General features: G+C 45.8%; 17 protein-coding genes and 1 riboswitch. Of the genes, 12 read left to right on the forward strand and 5 right to left on the reverse strand.

All coding sequences use genetic code 11. From position 1 onward, the window contains the following. Positions 1-112: 112 nt before the first annotated feature. Positions 113-628, reverse strand: a complete 516-nt coding sequence (locus EV211_RS00460; RefSeq protein WP_133527468.1) for a ferritin — start codon at positions 626-628, stop codon at positions 113-115. Positions 629-808: 180 nt separating this feature from the next. On the opposite strand from EV211_RS00460, the gene EV211_RS00465 reads away from it, so the two are divergent. From EV211_RS00465 to EV211_RS00480, 4 genes are all read left to right on the forward strand, one after another. After that, entirely contained in the window at positions 809-2,056 is a 1,248-nt protein-coding gene (locus EV211_RS00465; protein WP_133527469.1) for an FMN-binding protein, read from the forward strand. A gap of 58 nt (positions 2,057-2,114) precedes the next feature. Further along, positions 2,115-2,678 (forward strand): flavodoxin family protein, encoded by a 564-nt coding sequence (locus tag EV211_RS00470; RefSeq protein ID WP_133527470.1) that lies wholly within the window; start codon positions 2,115-2,117, stop codon positions 2,676-2,678. Between the two features lie 77 nt (positions 2,679-2,755). Next, the gene (locus EV211_RS00475) at positions 2,756-3,283 is read left to right on the forward strand and encodes a PH domain-containing protein (RefSeq protein WP_133527471.1); all 528 of its coding nucleotides are present in this window, start codon (positions 2,756-2,758) and stop codon (positions 3,281-3,283) included. Further along, positions 3,283-4,761, forward strand: coding sequence for a PH domain-containing protein (locus EV211_RS00480; protein WP_133527472.1), 1,479 nt, complete (start codon positions 3,283-3,285; stop codon positions 4,759-4,761). The genes EV211_RS00475 and EV211_RS00480 overlap by 1 nt, the downstream gene beginning before the upstream one ends. A gap of 4 nt (positions 4,762-4,765) precedes the next feature. On the opposite strand, the gene dapD is transcribed toward EV211_RS00480, so the two are convergent. From dapD to dapA, 3 genes are read right to left on the reverse strand one after another with little or no spacing between them, the layout of a single operon-like run. Beyond that, a complete protein-coding gene (gene dapD, locus EV211_RS00485; RefSeq protein WP_133527473.1) occupies positions 4,766-5,464 on the reverse strand; it encodes a 2,3,4,5-tetrahydropyridine-2,6-dicarboxylate N-acetyltransferase in 699 nt (232 codons plus the stop codon). Next, positions 5,421-6,134 (reverse strand): 4-hydroxy-tetrahydrodipicolinate reductase, encoded by a 714-nt coding sequence (locus EV211_RS00490; protein ID WP_133527474.1) that lies wholly within the window; start codon positions 6,132-6,134, stop codon positions 5,421-5,423. Before EV211_RS00490 ends, dapD begins: the two co-directional genes overlap by 44 nt. Then, positions 6,131-7,018, reverse strand: a complete 888-nt coding sequence (gene dapA, locus EV211_RS00495; RefSeq protein WP_133527475.1) for a 4-hydroxy-tetrahydrodipicolinate synthase — start codon at positions 7,016-7,018, stop codon at positions 6,131-6,133. The genes EV211_RS00490 and dapA overlap by 4 nt, the downstream gene beginning before the upstream one ends. Positions 7,019-7,136: 118 nt before the next feature. After that, a riboswitch (Lysine riboswitch) is annotated at positions 7,137-7,318 on the reverse strand. A 110-nt stretch (positions 7,319-7,428) separates the two neighbouring features. Here dapA and EV211_RS00500 point away from each other — a divergent pair. The 4 genes from EV211_RS00500 (at position 7,429) to EV211_RS00510 (ending at position 10,011) form a co-directional block, all read left to right on the forward strand. Continuing rightward, on the forward strand, positions 7,429-8,616 hold the full coding sequence (locus tag EV211_RS00500; RefSeq protein WP_133527476.1) for a pyridoxal phosphate-dependent aminotransferase: 1,188 nt from the start codon (positions 7,429-7,431) through the stop codon (positions 8,614-8,616). Positions 8,617-8,879: 263 nt separating this feature from the next. Continuing rightward, on the forward strand, positions 8,880-9,029 hold the full coding sequence (locus EV211_RS10840; protein WP_243108518.1) for a hypothetical protein: 150 nt from the start codon (positions 8,880-8,882) through the stop codon (positions 9,027-9,029). Between the two features lie 20 nt (positions 9,030-9,049). Then, positions 9,050-9,667 (forward strand): SDR family oxidoreductase, encoded by a 618-nt coding sequence (locus EV211_RS00505; protein ID WP_243108519.1) that lies wholly within the window; start codon positions 9,050-9,052, stop codon positions 9,665-9,667. A gap of 8 nt (positions 9,668-9,675) precedes the next feature. Continuing rightward, positions 9,676-10,011, forward strand: a complete 336-nt coding sequence (locus EV211_RS00510; protein WP_243108520.1) for a Cif family virulence factor — start codon at positions 9,676-9,678, stop codon at positions 10,009-10,011. A gap of 118 nt (positions 10,012-10,129) precedes the next feature. Here the strand turns inward: EV211_RS00510 and EV211_RS00515 are convergent, their stop codons facing one another. Beyond that, a complete protein-coding gene (locus EV211_RS00515; RefSeq protein WP_133527477.1) occupies positions 10,130-10,906 on the reverse strand; it encodes a dimethylarginine dimethylaminohydrolase family protein in 777 nt (258 codons plus the stop codon). A gap of 151 nt (positions 10,907-11,057) precedes the next feature. Between EV211_RS00515 and EV211_RS00520 the strand changes: the two genes are divergently transcribed. The 4 genes from EV211_RS00520 to EV211_RS00535 are packed head-to-tail and all read left to right on the forward strand — an operon-like array spanning position 11,058 to position 14,060. Further along, on the forward strand, positions 11,058-11,708 hold the full coding sequence (locus tag EV211_RS00520) for a GntR family transcriptional regulator (protein ID WP_133527478.1): 651 nt from the start codon (positions 11,058-11,060) through the stop codon (positions 11,706-11,708). Between the two features lie 52 nt (positions 11,709-11,760). Next, the gene (locus EV211_RS00525) at positions 11,761-13,041 is read left to right on the forward strand and encodes an ArsB/NhaD family transporter (protein WP_133527479.1); all 1,281 of its coding nucleotides are present in this window, start codon (positions 11,761-11,763) and stop codon (positions 13,039-13,041) included. A 54-nt stretch (positions 13,042-13,095) separates the two neighbouring features. Then, positions 13,096-13,572, forward strand: a complete 477-nt coding sequence (locus EV211_RS00530) for a hypothetical protein (RefSeq protein ID WP_133527480.1) — start codon at positions 13,096-13,098, stop codon at positions 13,570-13,572. Positions 13,573-13,601: 29 nt separating this feature from the next. Next, the gene (locus tag EV211_RS00535) at positions 13,602-14,060 is read left to right on the forward strand and encodes a divergent PAP2 family protein (protein ID WP_133527481.1); all 459 of its coding nucleotides are present in this window, start codon (positions 13,602-13,604) and stop codon (positions 14,058-14,060) included. Positions 14,061-14,173: the final 113 nt, after the last annotated feature.

Raw genomic sequence — 14,173 nt, forward strand, 5'->3', positions numbered from 1 at the left:
GTCAGTTGTTTAGATTATTATATGAATTGAACCGCCCAGTGCCGAACGGCATGCTGGGTGGTGTGAGAGGGGCTACTGTTAGCCCCTACTCGATTGGTCATATGAAATCGGCTTAGCCGAGAACCAGTGACGGCGCAGTATAAACTCTGGCAGCACATTCCTGATCCAGCATATAAAGGCCCTTAGGGTCTCCGCCGAATAGTTCCATCTTCTGGATGAGAGTGCTTGCGTTGTTTTCCTCTTCCACCTGCTCTTTGACGAACCAGTCCAGGAACTGCATGGTTCCGAAATCTTTGACATCGTAAGCTGCGCTGTAGATGTTATTGATAAGACCTGTAACGTACTGCTCGTGAGCAAAGCCGGCCTTAAGAGCATCCATAGGCTCCTTCAGCACTGCGTCAGGTTTTGCTATAGCTTCCAGGACGATGGCGTCGCCGTGCATCTGCATATACTGACGCATCAGCATAGCGTGATCCTTTTCCTCCTGGACCTGGATATTGTACCAGTTAGCGAAACCGGACAATCCCTTTTCTTCATAGTAATTTGCAAACTGCATATACAGATATGCGGAGTATAACTCTTTGTTGATCTGATCGTTCAAAAGATCTTTTACCTTTTCATTTAACATAGAAAATACCTCCATTTCATAAACCAAGTATAGCACCAAATGTATCGGAATACAATGATTGGAGTATTCAGACAATCAACATATAGCGCACCGGTAATTTTCACGTTAATTTCATCTTAGCAGGGTATATTCTAATCAGTAATCAGGTAATGTGTATGAAATTATCGGAGGATAAATCAAATGAAAAAGATAAAGACATTGACCATCCTGCGGCGTGTGATACAGATCGCAGCTTTCCTGGCAATGCCCGGGTTGTTTATAGATACGTTTGTGGGAATGAAGTCCATAGTGACAGCGCTTATGAGCGGCAGTTTCACTTTCCGAGAATACAGTTTTCAGGTAATGACAGTGGCCACCGTAGCCCTGATAACCGTCTTCGCAGGCAGGATATTCTGCGGTTTCCTTTGTTCATTCGGGTCCATGGGAGATCTGGCGTATTTCCTGGGCAGGAAACTCCATATGCCGGAAATCAAGGTGCCGGAAACTATTGATCGGGCCTTGAGATGGCTGAAATACGTAATACTTGCAGCTATAGTCGTACTGGTATGGATCCTGGCAGCGGTTGAGATACCAAGCGCTTCCGACCCGTGGACAGTCTTCGGCATGTACGCTAAGATAGGTACATGGCCGGGCATTTCATATATGATCTCAATCGGCGGACTTTTGCTGGCGCTCATCTTCATAGCGTCTATGATGATGCCGAGAGTCTTCTGCAGATACTTCTGTCCACTGGGCGCAGGGCTCACGATCCTGGCTAAATGCAGGCTCACCAAGATCGAAAAGCCGACGGAAGGCTGCGGCTCATGCAGGCAGTGCACCAAAGCCTGCCCTATGGCTCTGGAACTGACAAAAATGGAAAAGGTATGCACAGGGGAATGCGTCAACTGCATGGCCTGCGTCGATGCCTGTCCGAGGGGAAACGCCCGGGTACAAAAATTCCCGCGCAAGATCCCGGCGGCGGCGGTGGCTGTACTTTGTCTGGCAGTAATGGCCGGCGGATACTTCGGAGGCAATGTTTTGTCCAAGGCCTACGCGACTACGACTACTACATATGACAAGTCTTCGGGTCTGGTGTCCGATGCCAACGAAAGCACAGATACGGGGAAGTATAAAGACGGTACGTACACAGGCAGCGGCAGCGGATTCCGCGGGACAACAGAGGTAAAAGTTACTGTGAAGAACGGCAATATTACAGCTATAACCGTGACATCTTATGTGGACGACCAGGAATATTTCGACAGATGTGTGGATGTGATAATATCTGAGATCAAGGATTCTCAGGATGTAGAAGTAGATACGGTCTCAGGAGCCACATTCAGCAGCAATGGAATCAGGGCCGCCGTTGCAGACGCTTTGGATATATCCTTCGACAATCCTAATGACTCGGCACAGTCAGGCGGCGGGCACGGTGGACCGGGCGGATATTAATGGTAGCACTACTCCATTTATAGTGATATAATTGAAACTAGATTTGGAGGTTAAAACAATGAAGAAAATAATTATTGTAGATGCCAGCCCTCGTAAAGGCGGCAATTCAGATGTTGTAACAGATAAGCTCTGTGCAGAGATCAAGAATGCTGATGTAGAGGTTTTCAAGATCAGAGAGAAAACAGTTAATCCGTGCCACGGCTGTGATGCCTGCAAGGGCAGGGACAAGGCCGGCTGCGTTCAGAAGGACGACATCGGCGCGCTGATTTCCAGAATAGATGAGAGTGATGCTGTGGTTCTCAACACACCGATTTATTTCGGTCAGGTCAGCGCTCAGGCCAAGATGTTCATAGACCGTATGTACTGCTTCTTCGATCCGGGAAAACCGTCTATGACTAACGCTTCTAAGAGCAACAGGAAGACAGCTCTTATCTGCACCTGTGGCGATGGATCAGGGGCATATGATAAGTATGCTGAGGAAACAGTTCATTGCATGGATACAATAGGAGTCGCTGAATCCAGGTCTCTTGTTTGCGGAGGCATCAACGGTCTCGGCGAATGTAAGGAGAAGCCTGAATATATGAAATCGATCGGCGAAATAGCTGATTGGCTGAGCAAGTAAATAAATGCATTTAATGCCGCCGCAGGCGCTGTAACCCGCAGCGGCAGTTTTGTTTGATTAAGAGAGGAGATCCGCAGGTGGAAGAATTCAAAAAGCCAGACAAGAAAGCCATCACCGGCTGGAGAATAGGAGAACTGATAGGGTTTGTTATTGTTACGGCCATAGTTGTGGCAGCCTTCGCTATTACCATATCCAAGAAATGGAACGGAGATTTCTTCGCCATGTGGGAAGGAAAAGGGGACTCCACGGGAAGAATAGCTGTGCTGGCAGCCTTGGCCCTGGCTGTGGTCTACTTCGTCATAGCCGTTATTATCATGCCAAAACTGGAGTATATGCAGTGGGGATATATGGTCACAGAAGATAAGGTCGTAATACGCCACGGCATATTTTTCGTCAGGAAAAGCATAATTCCAATCATAAGGATACAGAATATAACCGTGAAGCAGGGCCCTGTCAACAGAAAACTGGGTCTGTTCAAGGTGGAAATGGTCCTGGCCAGCGGTACCTTTGAAATCGAGGGACTGACTAAGGAAGTGGCCGACGAGATAAGCGATAACCTGAAGACCAGGCTTTACAGCAGGGTGGCTGAGAAAGGGGTGCTGTAATGTCTTTCGGACCTAAACGCGGCCATCCCATCTATATATTCGAGAATATCAATGACTTCGTGCTTCTGTTTATTGCCTTGATAATAGCTCTTTTCAAAGGTGATATGAGCATATTTACCAGCAATCTGGCCTACGATGTCATTATTTTTGCAATGCCTTTCATCAGACTGGTCAGTTACCTTACCACATATATTTCTGTTGACGACCAGAAACTGACGGTCAGGTCCGGCTGGCTTTTCAAAAAGCATATGGAAATACCTGTTGCTACTATTACCACGATCGACTTTTCACAGGGTGTATTCCATCAGATGCTGGGCGCATACAAGGTGAAAATCGACAACGCCGGAAACATGTCCGGAGATGTGACTAAGATATCCATGAGCTTCGGCAAGGAGGATGCAACAAAGTTAAAAGAGTTGCTTCAGCCGGGCAAGGCGGGTCTTGACGGTTTCAATCTGGAGTCCGACGGCGATGAAAAACTGGAAGGCAAGGCCGGCGAATATTACTTCAGCATGGGTGATCTGGCTCTTATGGGGGCCATCAAAGATAAAGGGAAATTTCTTCTGCAGCTGATCGCTATAGTCTGCGGAGGATCCTCATTCCTCGCAGGGATAGTTACTGTGTCGGAGGCAGGCCTGGAGCATCAGGGCACCAGGATCGTCAACAGTCTGGGACTTATATGGGTAGCAGTCATACTGATAGCCGGTATATTCCTCTTGTCCATTGCGGCAGGTTCTATTGGCGCCGTAATCAAGTACTACGGTTTTCATATATCAGACAGCGGAGACACTATACGTATAAGATATGGGCTACTGACCAGGAAAAGTTACACCATACATAAGAGCAGAATAAGCGGATTTTATTACGAACAATCTATACTCATGAGGTGTATGAAGACGGGAACACTCCACTGCTATGCCATAGGTTACGGCGGTGATTCTTCTGATGAGGATACCAGCGAGGATCCCATTCTTATTCCTCTGATAAAGTCCGCAGAACTGAGACGGACTATGGCCGGGATCCTGCCGGAAATGGCAGAGGCAGGGGAGAGGGAGAAGCCTTTGGGCCGCAGCTGGTACTATTTCCTCTACAGCTGGTCAGTATTATTATCTCTGATAGTACTGGCAGGACTGATAGTATTGCCGTATTTCTTCCCGGCTGCCAGCCAATTCTGGATCATGGGGCTGGCAATTCTTGCAATGGCATTTGCAGGAGCCATGATGCAGCACTATAACACATCTATATATGGAAATGGAAACAACATTTCTATTTCATCTGGCGGGTTCAACAAGACTACAGTTTTCGTCAAGACCAGAAATGTTGAAAGCGTCTACGAGACAGCAGGGTACTTCAAGCATAAGAAGGGCGTCACTACTGTAGTCATAGGATTCATTGCGCCTTTGGCCACGTCAGGAGCCAAGGCCAGGAATGTGTCTGTGGAGGCCTTTGAAAATATCAGAAACAGGCTGATATATTAGCTCTTTATAATCTACGAAGAGCCTCGATCAGTTCCGTCTTCGATGAGGCTACATTTATCTTGTCCTTTATGACGCGAGCCGGAACGCCTGCTACTACTGTGCCGGCGGGCACATCATCTACGACGATAGCTCCGGCGGCGACTACGGAATCCCTGCCGACTCTGACGCCTTCCAGGATGACGGCGTTGGCGCCGACAATCACATTGTCTTCAACGACGACAGGGGTCGCGCTGGCAGGCTCTATGACGCCGGCCAGTACTGCTCCTGCTGCAATATGACAGTTCTTTCCTACAGTGGCTCGGCCGCCGAGGACTGCGCCCATGTCTATCATGGACCCCATTCCGATGACGGCCCCGATATTTATGATGGCTCCCATCATTATTACGGCGTTGTCACCGATTTCCACATGTTCACGTATAATTGCGCCCGGTTCTATGCGGGCGTTTATTTTTTTATAGTCAAGCATTGGGACGCCACTGTTCCTTCTGTCGTTTTCCAGCACCAGATCCTGAATATGATCGGCATTAGCATTAAGAACAGGTTCCATTTCCTTCCAGTCACCGAATACGATGGCCGAAGTCGCGCCGTTGCCGAATACTTTGCATCCGGGGAAATCCGGCAGTTTGTCTGAATTTATATAAGCCTTCACCGGCGTTTTCTTATCTGAGCTGCTTATGTAGTTGATCAGTTCCTGAGCATTCATTGTCATTACCTCCAAATATTATCTCTTCAAAAGAATACCAGCCGGCTTTTCGGTGGGCCAGGCTGCAGGCTGCAGTCAGTGCGCCTTTGGCAAAGATGGCTCTGCTGGTTGCTTCATGGGTCAGGGTCACGGTTTCGTCCTGACCGAAAAAGTTCACCTGATGTATGCCGCATACTGTTCCGCCTCGCAGGGAATGGATGCCGACATTTTCATCGGAACTGATGGCGGCCCTCAGTAGTCTGGCTGTGCCGCTGGGTGCGTCTTTCTTGGACTTATGATGAGTTTCGACGATCTCGCAGTCGCAGCCCGCCTCTGTGAGGAAGGGCGAATATGTTTCCAGCATACGCTTCACTACAGCAACGCCAAGGGAAAAGTTGCCGCTGTATAGTACTGGTGAGAACTTTGCGATTTCTCGGATTAAAGATGTTTCATCATCAGAATATCCGGTGGTTCCGCAGACATAAGCGGTGCCTGTTTGTCTGAGGTAGTCCAGGACCTGAGGCAGTGCCCCGGGTCCGGAAAAGTCTATGACGGCATCGGCGGCCGGCTTGCCGGCAAGAGCACCGGCGGAGCCGCGATCCACTGTAAGTATTATTTTGTGCCCGTGGGCCTCGGCCTGCTCACGGACGATCCGGCCCATACGGCCTGTACCTATCAACACTATATTCATATGAGGCCAGCCTTTCTCATTGTGGCTGACAGCGCGTCTTTGGCACCGTAACTCATATTGTACAAAGGCATGCGCAGATTGTCGCCGCACTTGTTCATAAGGCCTAAAGCAGTTTTTACGGGGATAGGGTTCACTTCCAGGAAGAGATCGTTGATCAGCTCCAGATACCGTAACTGGCTGGCGGCCGCTTCGGCAGTGTGACCGTTCAGATAGTTCATGACCATTTCATGGGTCTCGTGTGGCATGATGTTGGCCAGGACGGATATGACTCCGCTGCCGCCGATGGACAGAATAGGAATGGTGATATCATCGTTTCCTGAGAACATGACGAAGTCGTCGGAAAGGTACCTGGCGATCTTCATGGCGTAACTCATGTCGCCGGAGGCTTCTTTGATGCCGTAGATCATAGGGTGCCGGCTCAGACGAGCCACTACGCTTTCAGAGATGTTGCACCCGGTGCGGCCGGGCACGTTGTAGATAAGGCAGGGAATGTGTACAGCGTCTGCAATAGTCTTGAAATGCATGTACATGCCCTCGTCGTTTGTTTTGTTGTAATATGGTGAGATGAGCAGCAGCCCGTCAACGCCCATAGCCTCAAAGGAAAGACTGCGCTCAAGCATAGCCTGCGTACAGTTGGAACCGCTGCCGGCTATGACAGGAATCCTGCCCGCGACACGTTCTACAGTGAACCTGCAGACCTCATCGTCTTCCTCCTGAAGCATAGTTGCGCTTTCTCCTGTGGTGCCCAGGGTGACTATGCCATCCGTTCCGTTGGCAATGTGCCAGTCTATAAGATCACCCAGCTGATTGAAATCCGGGTCGCCGTTTTCATCGAAGGGCGTGACCAGAGCTACTATAGATCCTTTTAATCCTCTTAAATTCATTTTATTTTCCAACCTTTCATTTTCTAAATGCATTAACTAAGATAGCGATATTAAAAAAACAGGCTCCGTAGAGCCTGCTGTTGGAATTCTTCGATAAAACGCGCGCTAAGTTATCAAATACTCCGACAGCACCCCTTCAGGCATATAACTTCCTTTGCCTGAAGACAGTCCTACGGATATTCTCCGTAGTCCCACTATGGCGACACGCCTGCCGTCAAAGTTCGGCGGAATTGCTGTCAACTGCCCTCATAGCCTGCCGGCTCATGCAGCGATGTCGTTTCCGCGACCTCTATCTTGGTAACAAGGTTAACACAGCACTTGGGCAGTGTCAAGACCATAATTTTGATTCATAATTGAAAAGTTATGTTATAATAGCATTGAATCTATTAGTCAGAGAAAGGATACAGATCATGATAGCGAAAAGATTGAGAAAATCACTGGATGAGGCAATATCCATCCGCGATATATTTGAAGAGGGAAAGAAGATGGCCGATATATACGGCGCTGAAAATATTTTCAATTTTACCATTGGAAATCCAAGCGTTGCTCCACCGGCCATTGTAAACGAGACCTTCCATGAAATGCTGGACACTGTTCCGGCTAAGGAACTTCACGGATATCCGGCCAATGTGGGACATCCTGATGTCAGGAGCCATATTGCAGATGTATTGAATAAGGAATACGGCGGCAAGTACACAACCGAGGGAGTAGTGATGACTACGGGGGCGGCAGCTGCCATAGTTGAGATATGCCATACGCTTCTGGATATGGACGATGAGGCGGTTACCTTCGCGCCATATTTCTGGGAGTATAAGAGTTATGTCGGGACAGTTTACGGAAAACTGGTGCCTGCTCAGTGCAACATGGAAACACTGCAGCCGGACCCGGAGACCTTTGAGGCAGCCCTGTCCGAAAGGACTCGTTTTGTACTCATAAACACCCCAAATAACCCAACGGGAGCAGTATACACCGAGGACTCCATCATAAAAGTTACGGACATATTGAAGCGCAAGGAAAAGGAATACGGTCATCCGATCTATCTGGTTTCAGACGAGCCATACAGAGCTTTGGCTTACGATATTGAAGTGCCGTGGATACCTGACTACTATCGCAACACCATAGTCGTATACTCGTACAGCAAGGCTTTGTCCCTGCCGGGCGAGCGTATCGGCTGGCTTGCCATGCAGCCTGACGTTGAGGATTACAAAGATCTCCTTGCAGGGATCACCGCATCCATACGCTATCTTGGTTATGTGAACGCGCCTTCGCTGCAGCAGAAAATCATGCTCAAGTGCGCCGGCGAGAAGGTGGACATCAGCATATATAAAAAAACCAGGGATATTTTGTACGATGGTCTGACGAAGATCGGCTACACCTGCATACATCCCGACGGAGCCTTCTATTTGTTTATGAAAGCTTTGGAGGATGACGACTTCCGGTTCTGCCAGGTGGCAAAGGAAGAGAAGATACTAATGGCTCCGGGAACAGCGTTCTATGGACCGGGCTGGGTGAGGATATCGTATTGCGTACCGAGTGAAGTGGCAGAGGCAAGTTTGCCGGCCTTTGAGTGGTTGTATAAGAAATATACGGATAAATAGGCCTATATCAGAAAAATTAACACAGGTTTTAACAGACTTGCATCGTTGAAAATACAATGCAATACAACTATTTGTTAGAAAAAATAAATCTAATCTGTCGAAAAACCTCATTTTTAATTAAAGATGGGGGGTTTTGTTAAATAATTATTCAAATTAAATTAAAAAATCTACTTTCAAAGAAGCCCTTGAATTATTGATTTTCCGCGTATATACTGATACCCAATTAAAAAAAGAACTTTAGTTATAGAGTAAGGAGAAAATAAATGGGTGTATTTGCAATAACCGGTGGTTCCGGCGGTATCGGCAGTAAGACTGTGGATCTGCTGAAAGAACGTGGTGATGAAGTAATCAATATCGACCTCCAAGGAGGCGATCTCAGCGTGAATCTGGCTTCTGAGGAGGGCAGAGAATAGCTATCGACGAATTATATAAAATGTGTCCGGATGGATTGGATGGACTGATCTGCAATGCAGGAGTTTCAGGCGCAAGCGGAAATCTTCCGCTGATAATTTCGCTGAACTATTTTGGCTCGGTAAGACTCGCCAGAGGCGTTGAAGGTTTATTGGAGAAGAAGAAGGGATGCTGTATCATTACTTCTTCAAATACTATCTCCCAGGGTGCCGGACGCAGGGACATCGCAGACCTTCTGAATAATATAGGCGATGAAAAGATGATCTGCGAGATCGTAAAGAAATTAGACGCCAAGGATGTATATGTAGGAAACAGTATCTATGTAGCAACCAAGTATGCTCTTGCTCGTTGGGTAAGAAGGGTTTCATCTTCATGGGCAGCAAGAGGAGTCAGAGTCAATGCTGTAGCTCCCGGAAATATTCAGACGCCAATGACTAAGGCACTTCAGGGATCAGCGAGAGAGGCTCTGAATGCTCTTCCTATTCCTACTATGTATGGCAAGGAATCTCTGATGCCTCCTGAGCAGATAGCAGGAGTGTTCGCCTTCCTTACTTCGCCGGAAGCTATGGGCGTAAATGGAAATGTAATGTTCTTTGACGGTGGAACTGATGCTCTTCTCAATTCTGAGAAAGTATATTAGGGAGGTTTATGATGACATTGATAGAAAAATATGTAAAAGCTATGCAGGAGAAAGATTACACTGCATTGGCTGAATTATTTGCCAAGGACGGCACTATAATGGATCATTGTCCTAATGGAGCGAATCAGCTTGAGTATCACGTATATGGCAAAGAGGCCATAGGCATGTTTTACAGGAACAAATTTACTTTCGGCAAGCACTCGATTTCTGAGGCTGAGATCTTAAGTGAGTCTCAGGCTAAGTTTGTCGCAAGTTATAACGGATTCCTGGTTATGGCTATTGCTAATATCAGAAGGACGACGGAGGACGGGCTGATCGAGAGACTGTCGGTAAGGCCTAAATAGGGGCGGCCGCTTTAATTGAAAGTTGCTTGGGTTTTGGTTTTGATATTGCACATATTTCTGATATTAAAAGAACCACCGCTTTAGCGATGGCCCTTTAATAAACCGGTGAATAGGGTTATTAGAATCTCAGGGACAGGCAGCTTAGTCCGCCGTCGATCTTTCTGAATTCTGATGTGTCTACTGTCATTGTATCATAGCCGAGCCCCTTGACAGCTGCGAGAACTGCCGGGTATCCTTCAGGAACGATTACTGTGCCGTTCATCCAGATGCAGTTAGCTGCATAAGATTCGCTCTCTGGGATCTCAACTTTGTTATATTTAGCAAAGTCAGGTTTGGTTACGAATTCGCCAGCAACCAGCATGTTGTTATTCTCGAGATAGTTTACGCCAGTCTTCAGGTGAAGAACCTTCTCAAGAGGTACTTCTGAGCATGTCATTCCATGCTTCTCAAGAATAGCTGTCAGCTGCTTGATGCCTTCTTCGTTGGTTCTTGCTGATCTTCCAACATAGAAGTGGTCTCCGACCATCATAACGTCTCCGCCTTCAAGAGTTCCAGGGGCAACGATATGCTCGATGTCTTCGTCCTTGTAGAACTTCTTGATAGCATCTACGATCTCTGCCTTTTCGCCGTTTCTTGAAGCGGCGCCAGGGTTAGTGATGATAGCGCAGTTTTTGGTTACGATAGCTGGATCCTCTACGAAACATGAATCCGGATATCTTTCATCAGCTTCCAGTACCAGTACGTCTACGCCGCACTTTTTCAGAGCTTCAATATATGTAGCATGCTGCTTAAGAGCAAGCTCGTAATCAGGTTTACCAAGTTCAGGTGCGGAAGTAATTCCGTCGCATACAGCCTTGCAAGGCTTTCTTACGATGCAATGATTAAACTTTTTCATAATGTTTCCTCCTAGAAAAAATGTAGTTTTCAACTTATAGATATATTATATACAATATATAATATTTGTCAACAACTTTATTATTTTGTTTCGGTTGCTTTATATTTAGTTTATGCTATAATTAGTCGTTAGAAATGCGGAGGATATATATATGGAGAAATTTAAGTCCTTGAAGGATCATGTGTACGACTATATAGCAGAACAGATACTGGAAGGAAAACTTGCCCCTGAACAGAAAATCAATGAGAGCGTTATATGCGAGAAACTCAGCATAAGCAGGACGCCTGTGCGCGAAGCGCTGATACAGCTATCTTCAGAAGGTGTTTTGAAAAACATGGCCAGGAAAGGTTTTGTTGTAAAAGCCCTTTCAGAAAAGGAGGTGGCAGAACTTTATAGCGTTATTGGAGTTTTAGACGGATATGCCGCTAAGTTGGCTGTAAACAATCTGACTGATAAGGATCTCGCTAATATGGATTTCTATATTGAAAGCATGGATCTTGCAATCAAGGCTTCGAATTTTGAAATGTATCATATACAGCAGATAGCATTTCATAATATTTATCTGCAGGAATGTGGAAATGAGACCCTTATCGATACTATTGAAAAGATGAAAAGCAAGCTTTTAAAGAAAAGTTATGTGGATGATGAAAAGGGCAGAACCAAGGAGATACTTCTGACCACCAATGAAGAGCACCGTAAGATACTTGAATTGTTTAAGAAGAAGGACGGTGAGGCGTTAGCCAAATATCTTCTGGATGTACATTGGACGCAGACTTATGCGGAGTTTGACGCAATAATATAGTTATAGTTTTGAAGGTGATTTATTACCAGTTAGGATAGAATCGGAGGAATTAGTGAATCAGGAAGTTGTATCAATTATTATTTTTGTAGCTGTCATAACGGTTATTATGACTGAAAAAGTCCACAGGACAGCTGCAGCTTTAGCAGGGACAGTAGCCTTGCTTCTGACAGGAATACTCACTGTGGATGAGGCCATAGGTTATGTTGACTTCAATACGATTGGAGTGCTGGTAGGAATGATGCTGTTCGTAGCAGTAGTTAAACATTCTGGCCTTTTCGAGTATGTTTCAATTAAATCAGCTAAGATGGCAAAGGGTGATCCGTGGAAGATAATGGTAGTGTTTATGATAATTACTGCTGTATGTTCTGCGTTACTGGACAACGTTACTACTGTACTGCTTATGGGACCAATGACGCTGACAATGGCGCAGATGTTGAGAATCAATCCGGTACCTATACTTCTCGGACAGATATTTGCTTCTAACATAGGCGGTACTATGACACTCATAGGCGACCCACCGAATATTATGATCGGTAGTGCAGCTAATCTGAGTTTTATGGATTTCGTGGAAAACACAGGAGTTGCCTGTACAATAGGACTGATAGTAATAATATTCTTTATGAAGGTTGCGTATAAGAAGAAGCTTTCGGCAGATGCCGATGCGGTCAAGGAAATCATGGAACTTGATGAGAATAAGGCTATAACAGATCCTAAGCTGATGAAAATCAGCATAGCCATGATAGTCCTTATCGTAGTAGCCTTCGTTATACATGGTAAGATTGGAATCGAAAGTTCGGCAGTGGCTCTTACGGCTGCAGCAATAATGATGATAATTGGGCATCAGGATATTGATGAAGTAGTATCGGATGTAGAATGGCCTACGTTGTTGTTCTTTATCTGCTTGTTCATAGTAGTAGGAGGTATGGTCAAGACCGGTGTAATAAGTCAGCTTGCAAACCTTATTATGGATTTCTCAGGTGGACATCTGATAATGACAATGATGATACTGCTGTGGGCTTCAGCGTTCCTGTCAGCCATATTGGACAATATACCATTCGTAGCAACTCTGATCCCGTTGATATTGGCTATGGGACAGCAGGGAATGGATATTACGCCACTATGGTGGGCTATTTCACTGGGCGCATGTCTCGGCGGAAATGGTACTCAGATCGGTGCTTCAGCTAACGTTGTACTGTCAGGTATTTCCGGCAGACATGGATACCCTATATCCTTTAAGGATTATACTAAGGTCGGCATGCCGGTCATGATAATAACGGTAACTATCGCTATGATATTCCTTCTTTTGAAGTATCAGGTAGGTTTACCTATATAATGAAAGATGATATAATTTACTAGTAGATGAAAAGAAATTAAGGAGGAAATAATTATGTTACAAGATACTGTTACCGATTATATGGTAAATACAGTTCTAAAACAAATGGGAGCCGTTTCGATCAAGGTCAAACCGTGTTATATAAACATAGCCAAGTTTGAACTTGACACACCTAATGACTCTAAGAAGGTTGAGGTGTTCTATCTTTACGAAATGAAGGAGAACGATGATATTTATCTTCAGAGACTTGAACCCTATCCAATGCTTATGGGCAAGCCGTCTAATGAAAACGAGCTTATTAAGGTCATAAGGGCGGATATCGATAAATTTAAGAGCGCATTGACAAGCACTAATTTCTGTAAGTTCTTAGATCTGCAGGGCCTTTACGCTAATGTAAACAAAAGTATGGAAGAATTGCTTCTGAGCCCTAAAACGGTTAGAACTGAAGATCTTCTGAAGATAGAATCCGATCTAAAAGCCATTGGGGAGGATATGGCGAAAATGTCAGAAAACGCCAAGTTGCCTGAATAGCATACAGAAATGGGTATGGTGAGAAAATCATGGGGATTTTGATCGATCTCATAACGAACAAAATATTTGTATCGGCTGCTGCTGCCTGGTTTGCTGCTCAGTTAGCAAAGAATGTAGTAGACCAGTTCAGAGGCAGGTTTGCCCGCGATAGTATTTTCGCCAGCGGTGGAATGCCCAGTGCCCACACGGCTACAGTTGTGAGCCTTGCAGCATCTACAGGCATTGTATGTGGTCTGGGCGGATTTGAGTTTGCTATGGCTGTGTTCTTTGCAATAGTAGTAATATATGATTCTGTTGGCGTGCGCTATGAGACAGGTCAGGCCGCAAAGGCACTGAACAAAATAAGAAAAATAGAAATAGACCGCGGTGAGGAGCCTCTCTATGAGAAGCCTATGCTTGAGCGAACGGGTCACACTATACCGGAAGTAATAGCAGGAGGTATGGTAGGCATCATATGCGCAGTAGGGGTATGCGCGCTGCTACCTTAAACCGTAGAAAACTCGAGGTGATCATACAAGTATGGTCTCCTCTTTATACAAAACTGAGATTCTGTAGTTTGACTATTTTCAGAATTATAGGTATAATTAAAGTTAGGTATTGC

The organism is Aminicella lysinilytica, from assembly GCF_004362975.1.
Lineage (GTDB): Bacteria > Bacillota > Clostridia > Peptostreptococcales > Anaerovoracaceae > Aminicella > Aminicella lysinilytica.

Bases quoted from the DNA above. Each gene is read 5' to 3' on its own strand.
- EV211_RS00460 (WP_133527468.1), bottom strand. From the start codon at position 628: ATGTTAAATGAAAAGGTAAAAGATCTTTTGAACGATCAGATCAACAAA.
- EV211_RS00465 (WP_133527469.1), top strand. From the start codon at position 809: ATGAAAAAGATAAAGACATTGACCATCCTGCGGCGTGTGATACAGATC.
- EV211_RS00470 (WP_133527470.1), top strand. From the start codon at position 2,115: ATGAAGAAAATAATTATTGTAGATGCCAGCCCTCGTAAAGGCGGCAAT.
- EV211_RS00480 (WP_133527472.1), top strand. From the start codon at position 3,283: ATGTCTTTCGGACCTAAACGCGGCCATCCCATCTATATATTCGAGAAT.
- dapD (WP_133527473.1), bottom strand. From the start codon at position 5,464: ATGAATGCTCAGGAACTGATCAACTACATAAGCAGCTCAGATAAGAAA.
- EV211_RS00490 (WP_133527474.1), bottom strand. From the start codon at position 6,134: ATGAATATAGTGTTGATAGGTACAGGCCGTATGGGCCGGATCGTCCGT.
- dapA (WP_133527475.1), bottom strand. From the start codon at position 7,018: ATGAATTTAAGAGGATTAAAAGGATCTATAGTAGCTCTGGTCACGCCC.
- EV211_RS00500 (WP_133527476.1), top strand. From the start codon at position 7,429: ATGATAGCGAAAAGATTGAGAAAATCACTGGATGAGGCAATATCCATC.
- EV211_RS10840 (WP_243108518.1), top strand. From the start codon at position 8,880: ATGGGTGTATTTGCAATAACCGGTGGTTCCGGCGGTATCGGCAGTAAG.
- EV211_RS00505 (WP_243108519.1), top strand. From the start codon at position 9,050: ATGTGTCCGGATGGATTGGATGGACTGATCTGCAATGCAGGAGTTTCA.
- EV211_RS00510 (WP_243108520.1), top strand. From the start codon at position 9,676: ATGATGACATTGATAGAAAAATATGTAAAAGCTATGCAGGAGAAAGAT.
- EV211_RS00515 (WP_133527477.1), bottom strand. From the start codon at position 10,906: ATGAAAAAGTTTAATCATTGCATCGTAAGAAAGCCTTGCAAGGCTGTA.
- EV211_RS00520 (WP_133527478.1), top strand. From the start codon at position 11,058: ATGGAGAAATTTAAGTCCTTGAAGGATCATGTGTACGACTATATAGCA.
- EV211_RS00530 (WP_133527480.1), top strand. From the start codon at position 13,096: ATGTTACAAGATACTGTTACCGATTATATGGTAAATACAGTTCTAAAA.
- EV211_RS00535 (WP_133527481.1), top strand. From the start codon at position 13,602: ATGGGGATTTTGATCGATCTCATAACGAACAAAATATTTGTATCGGCT.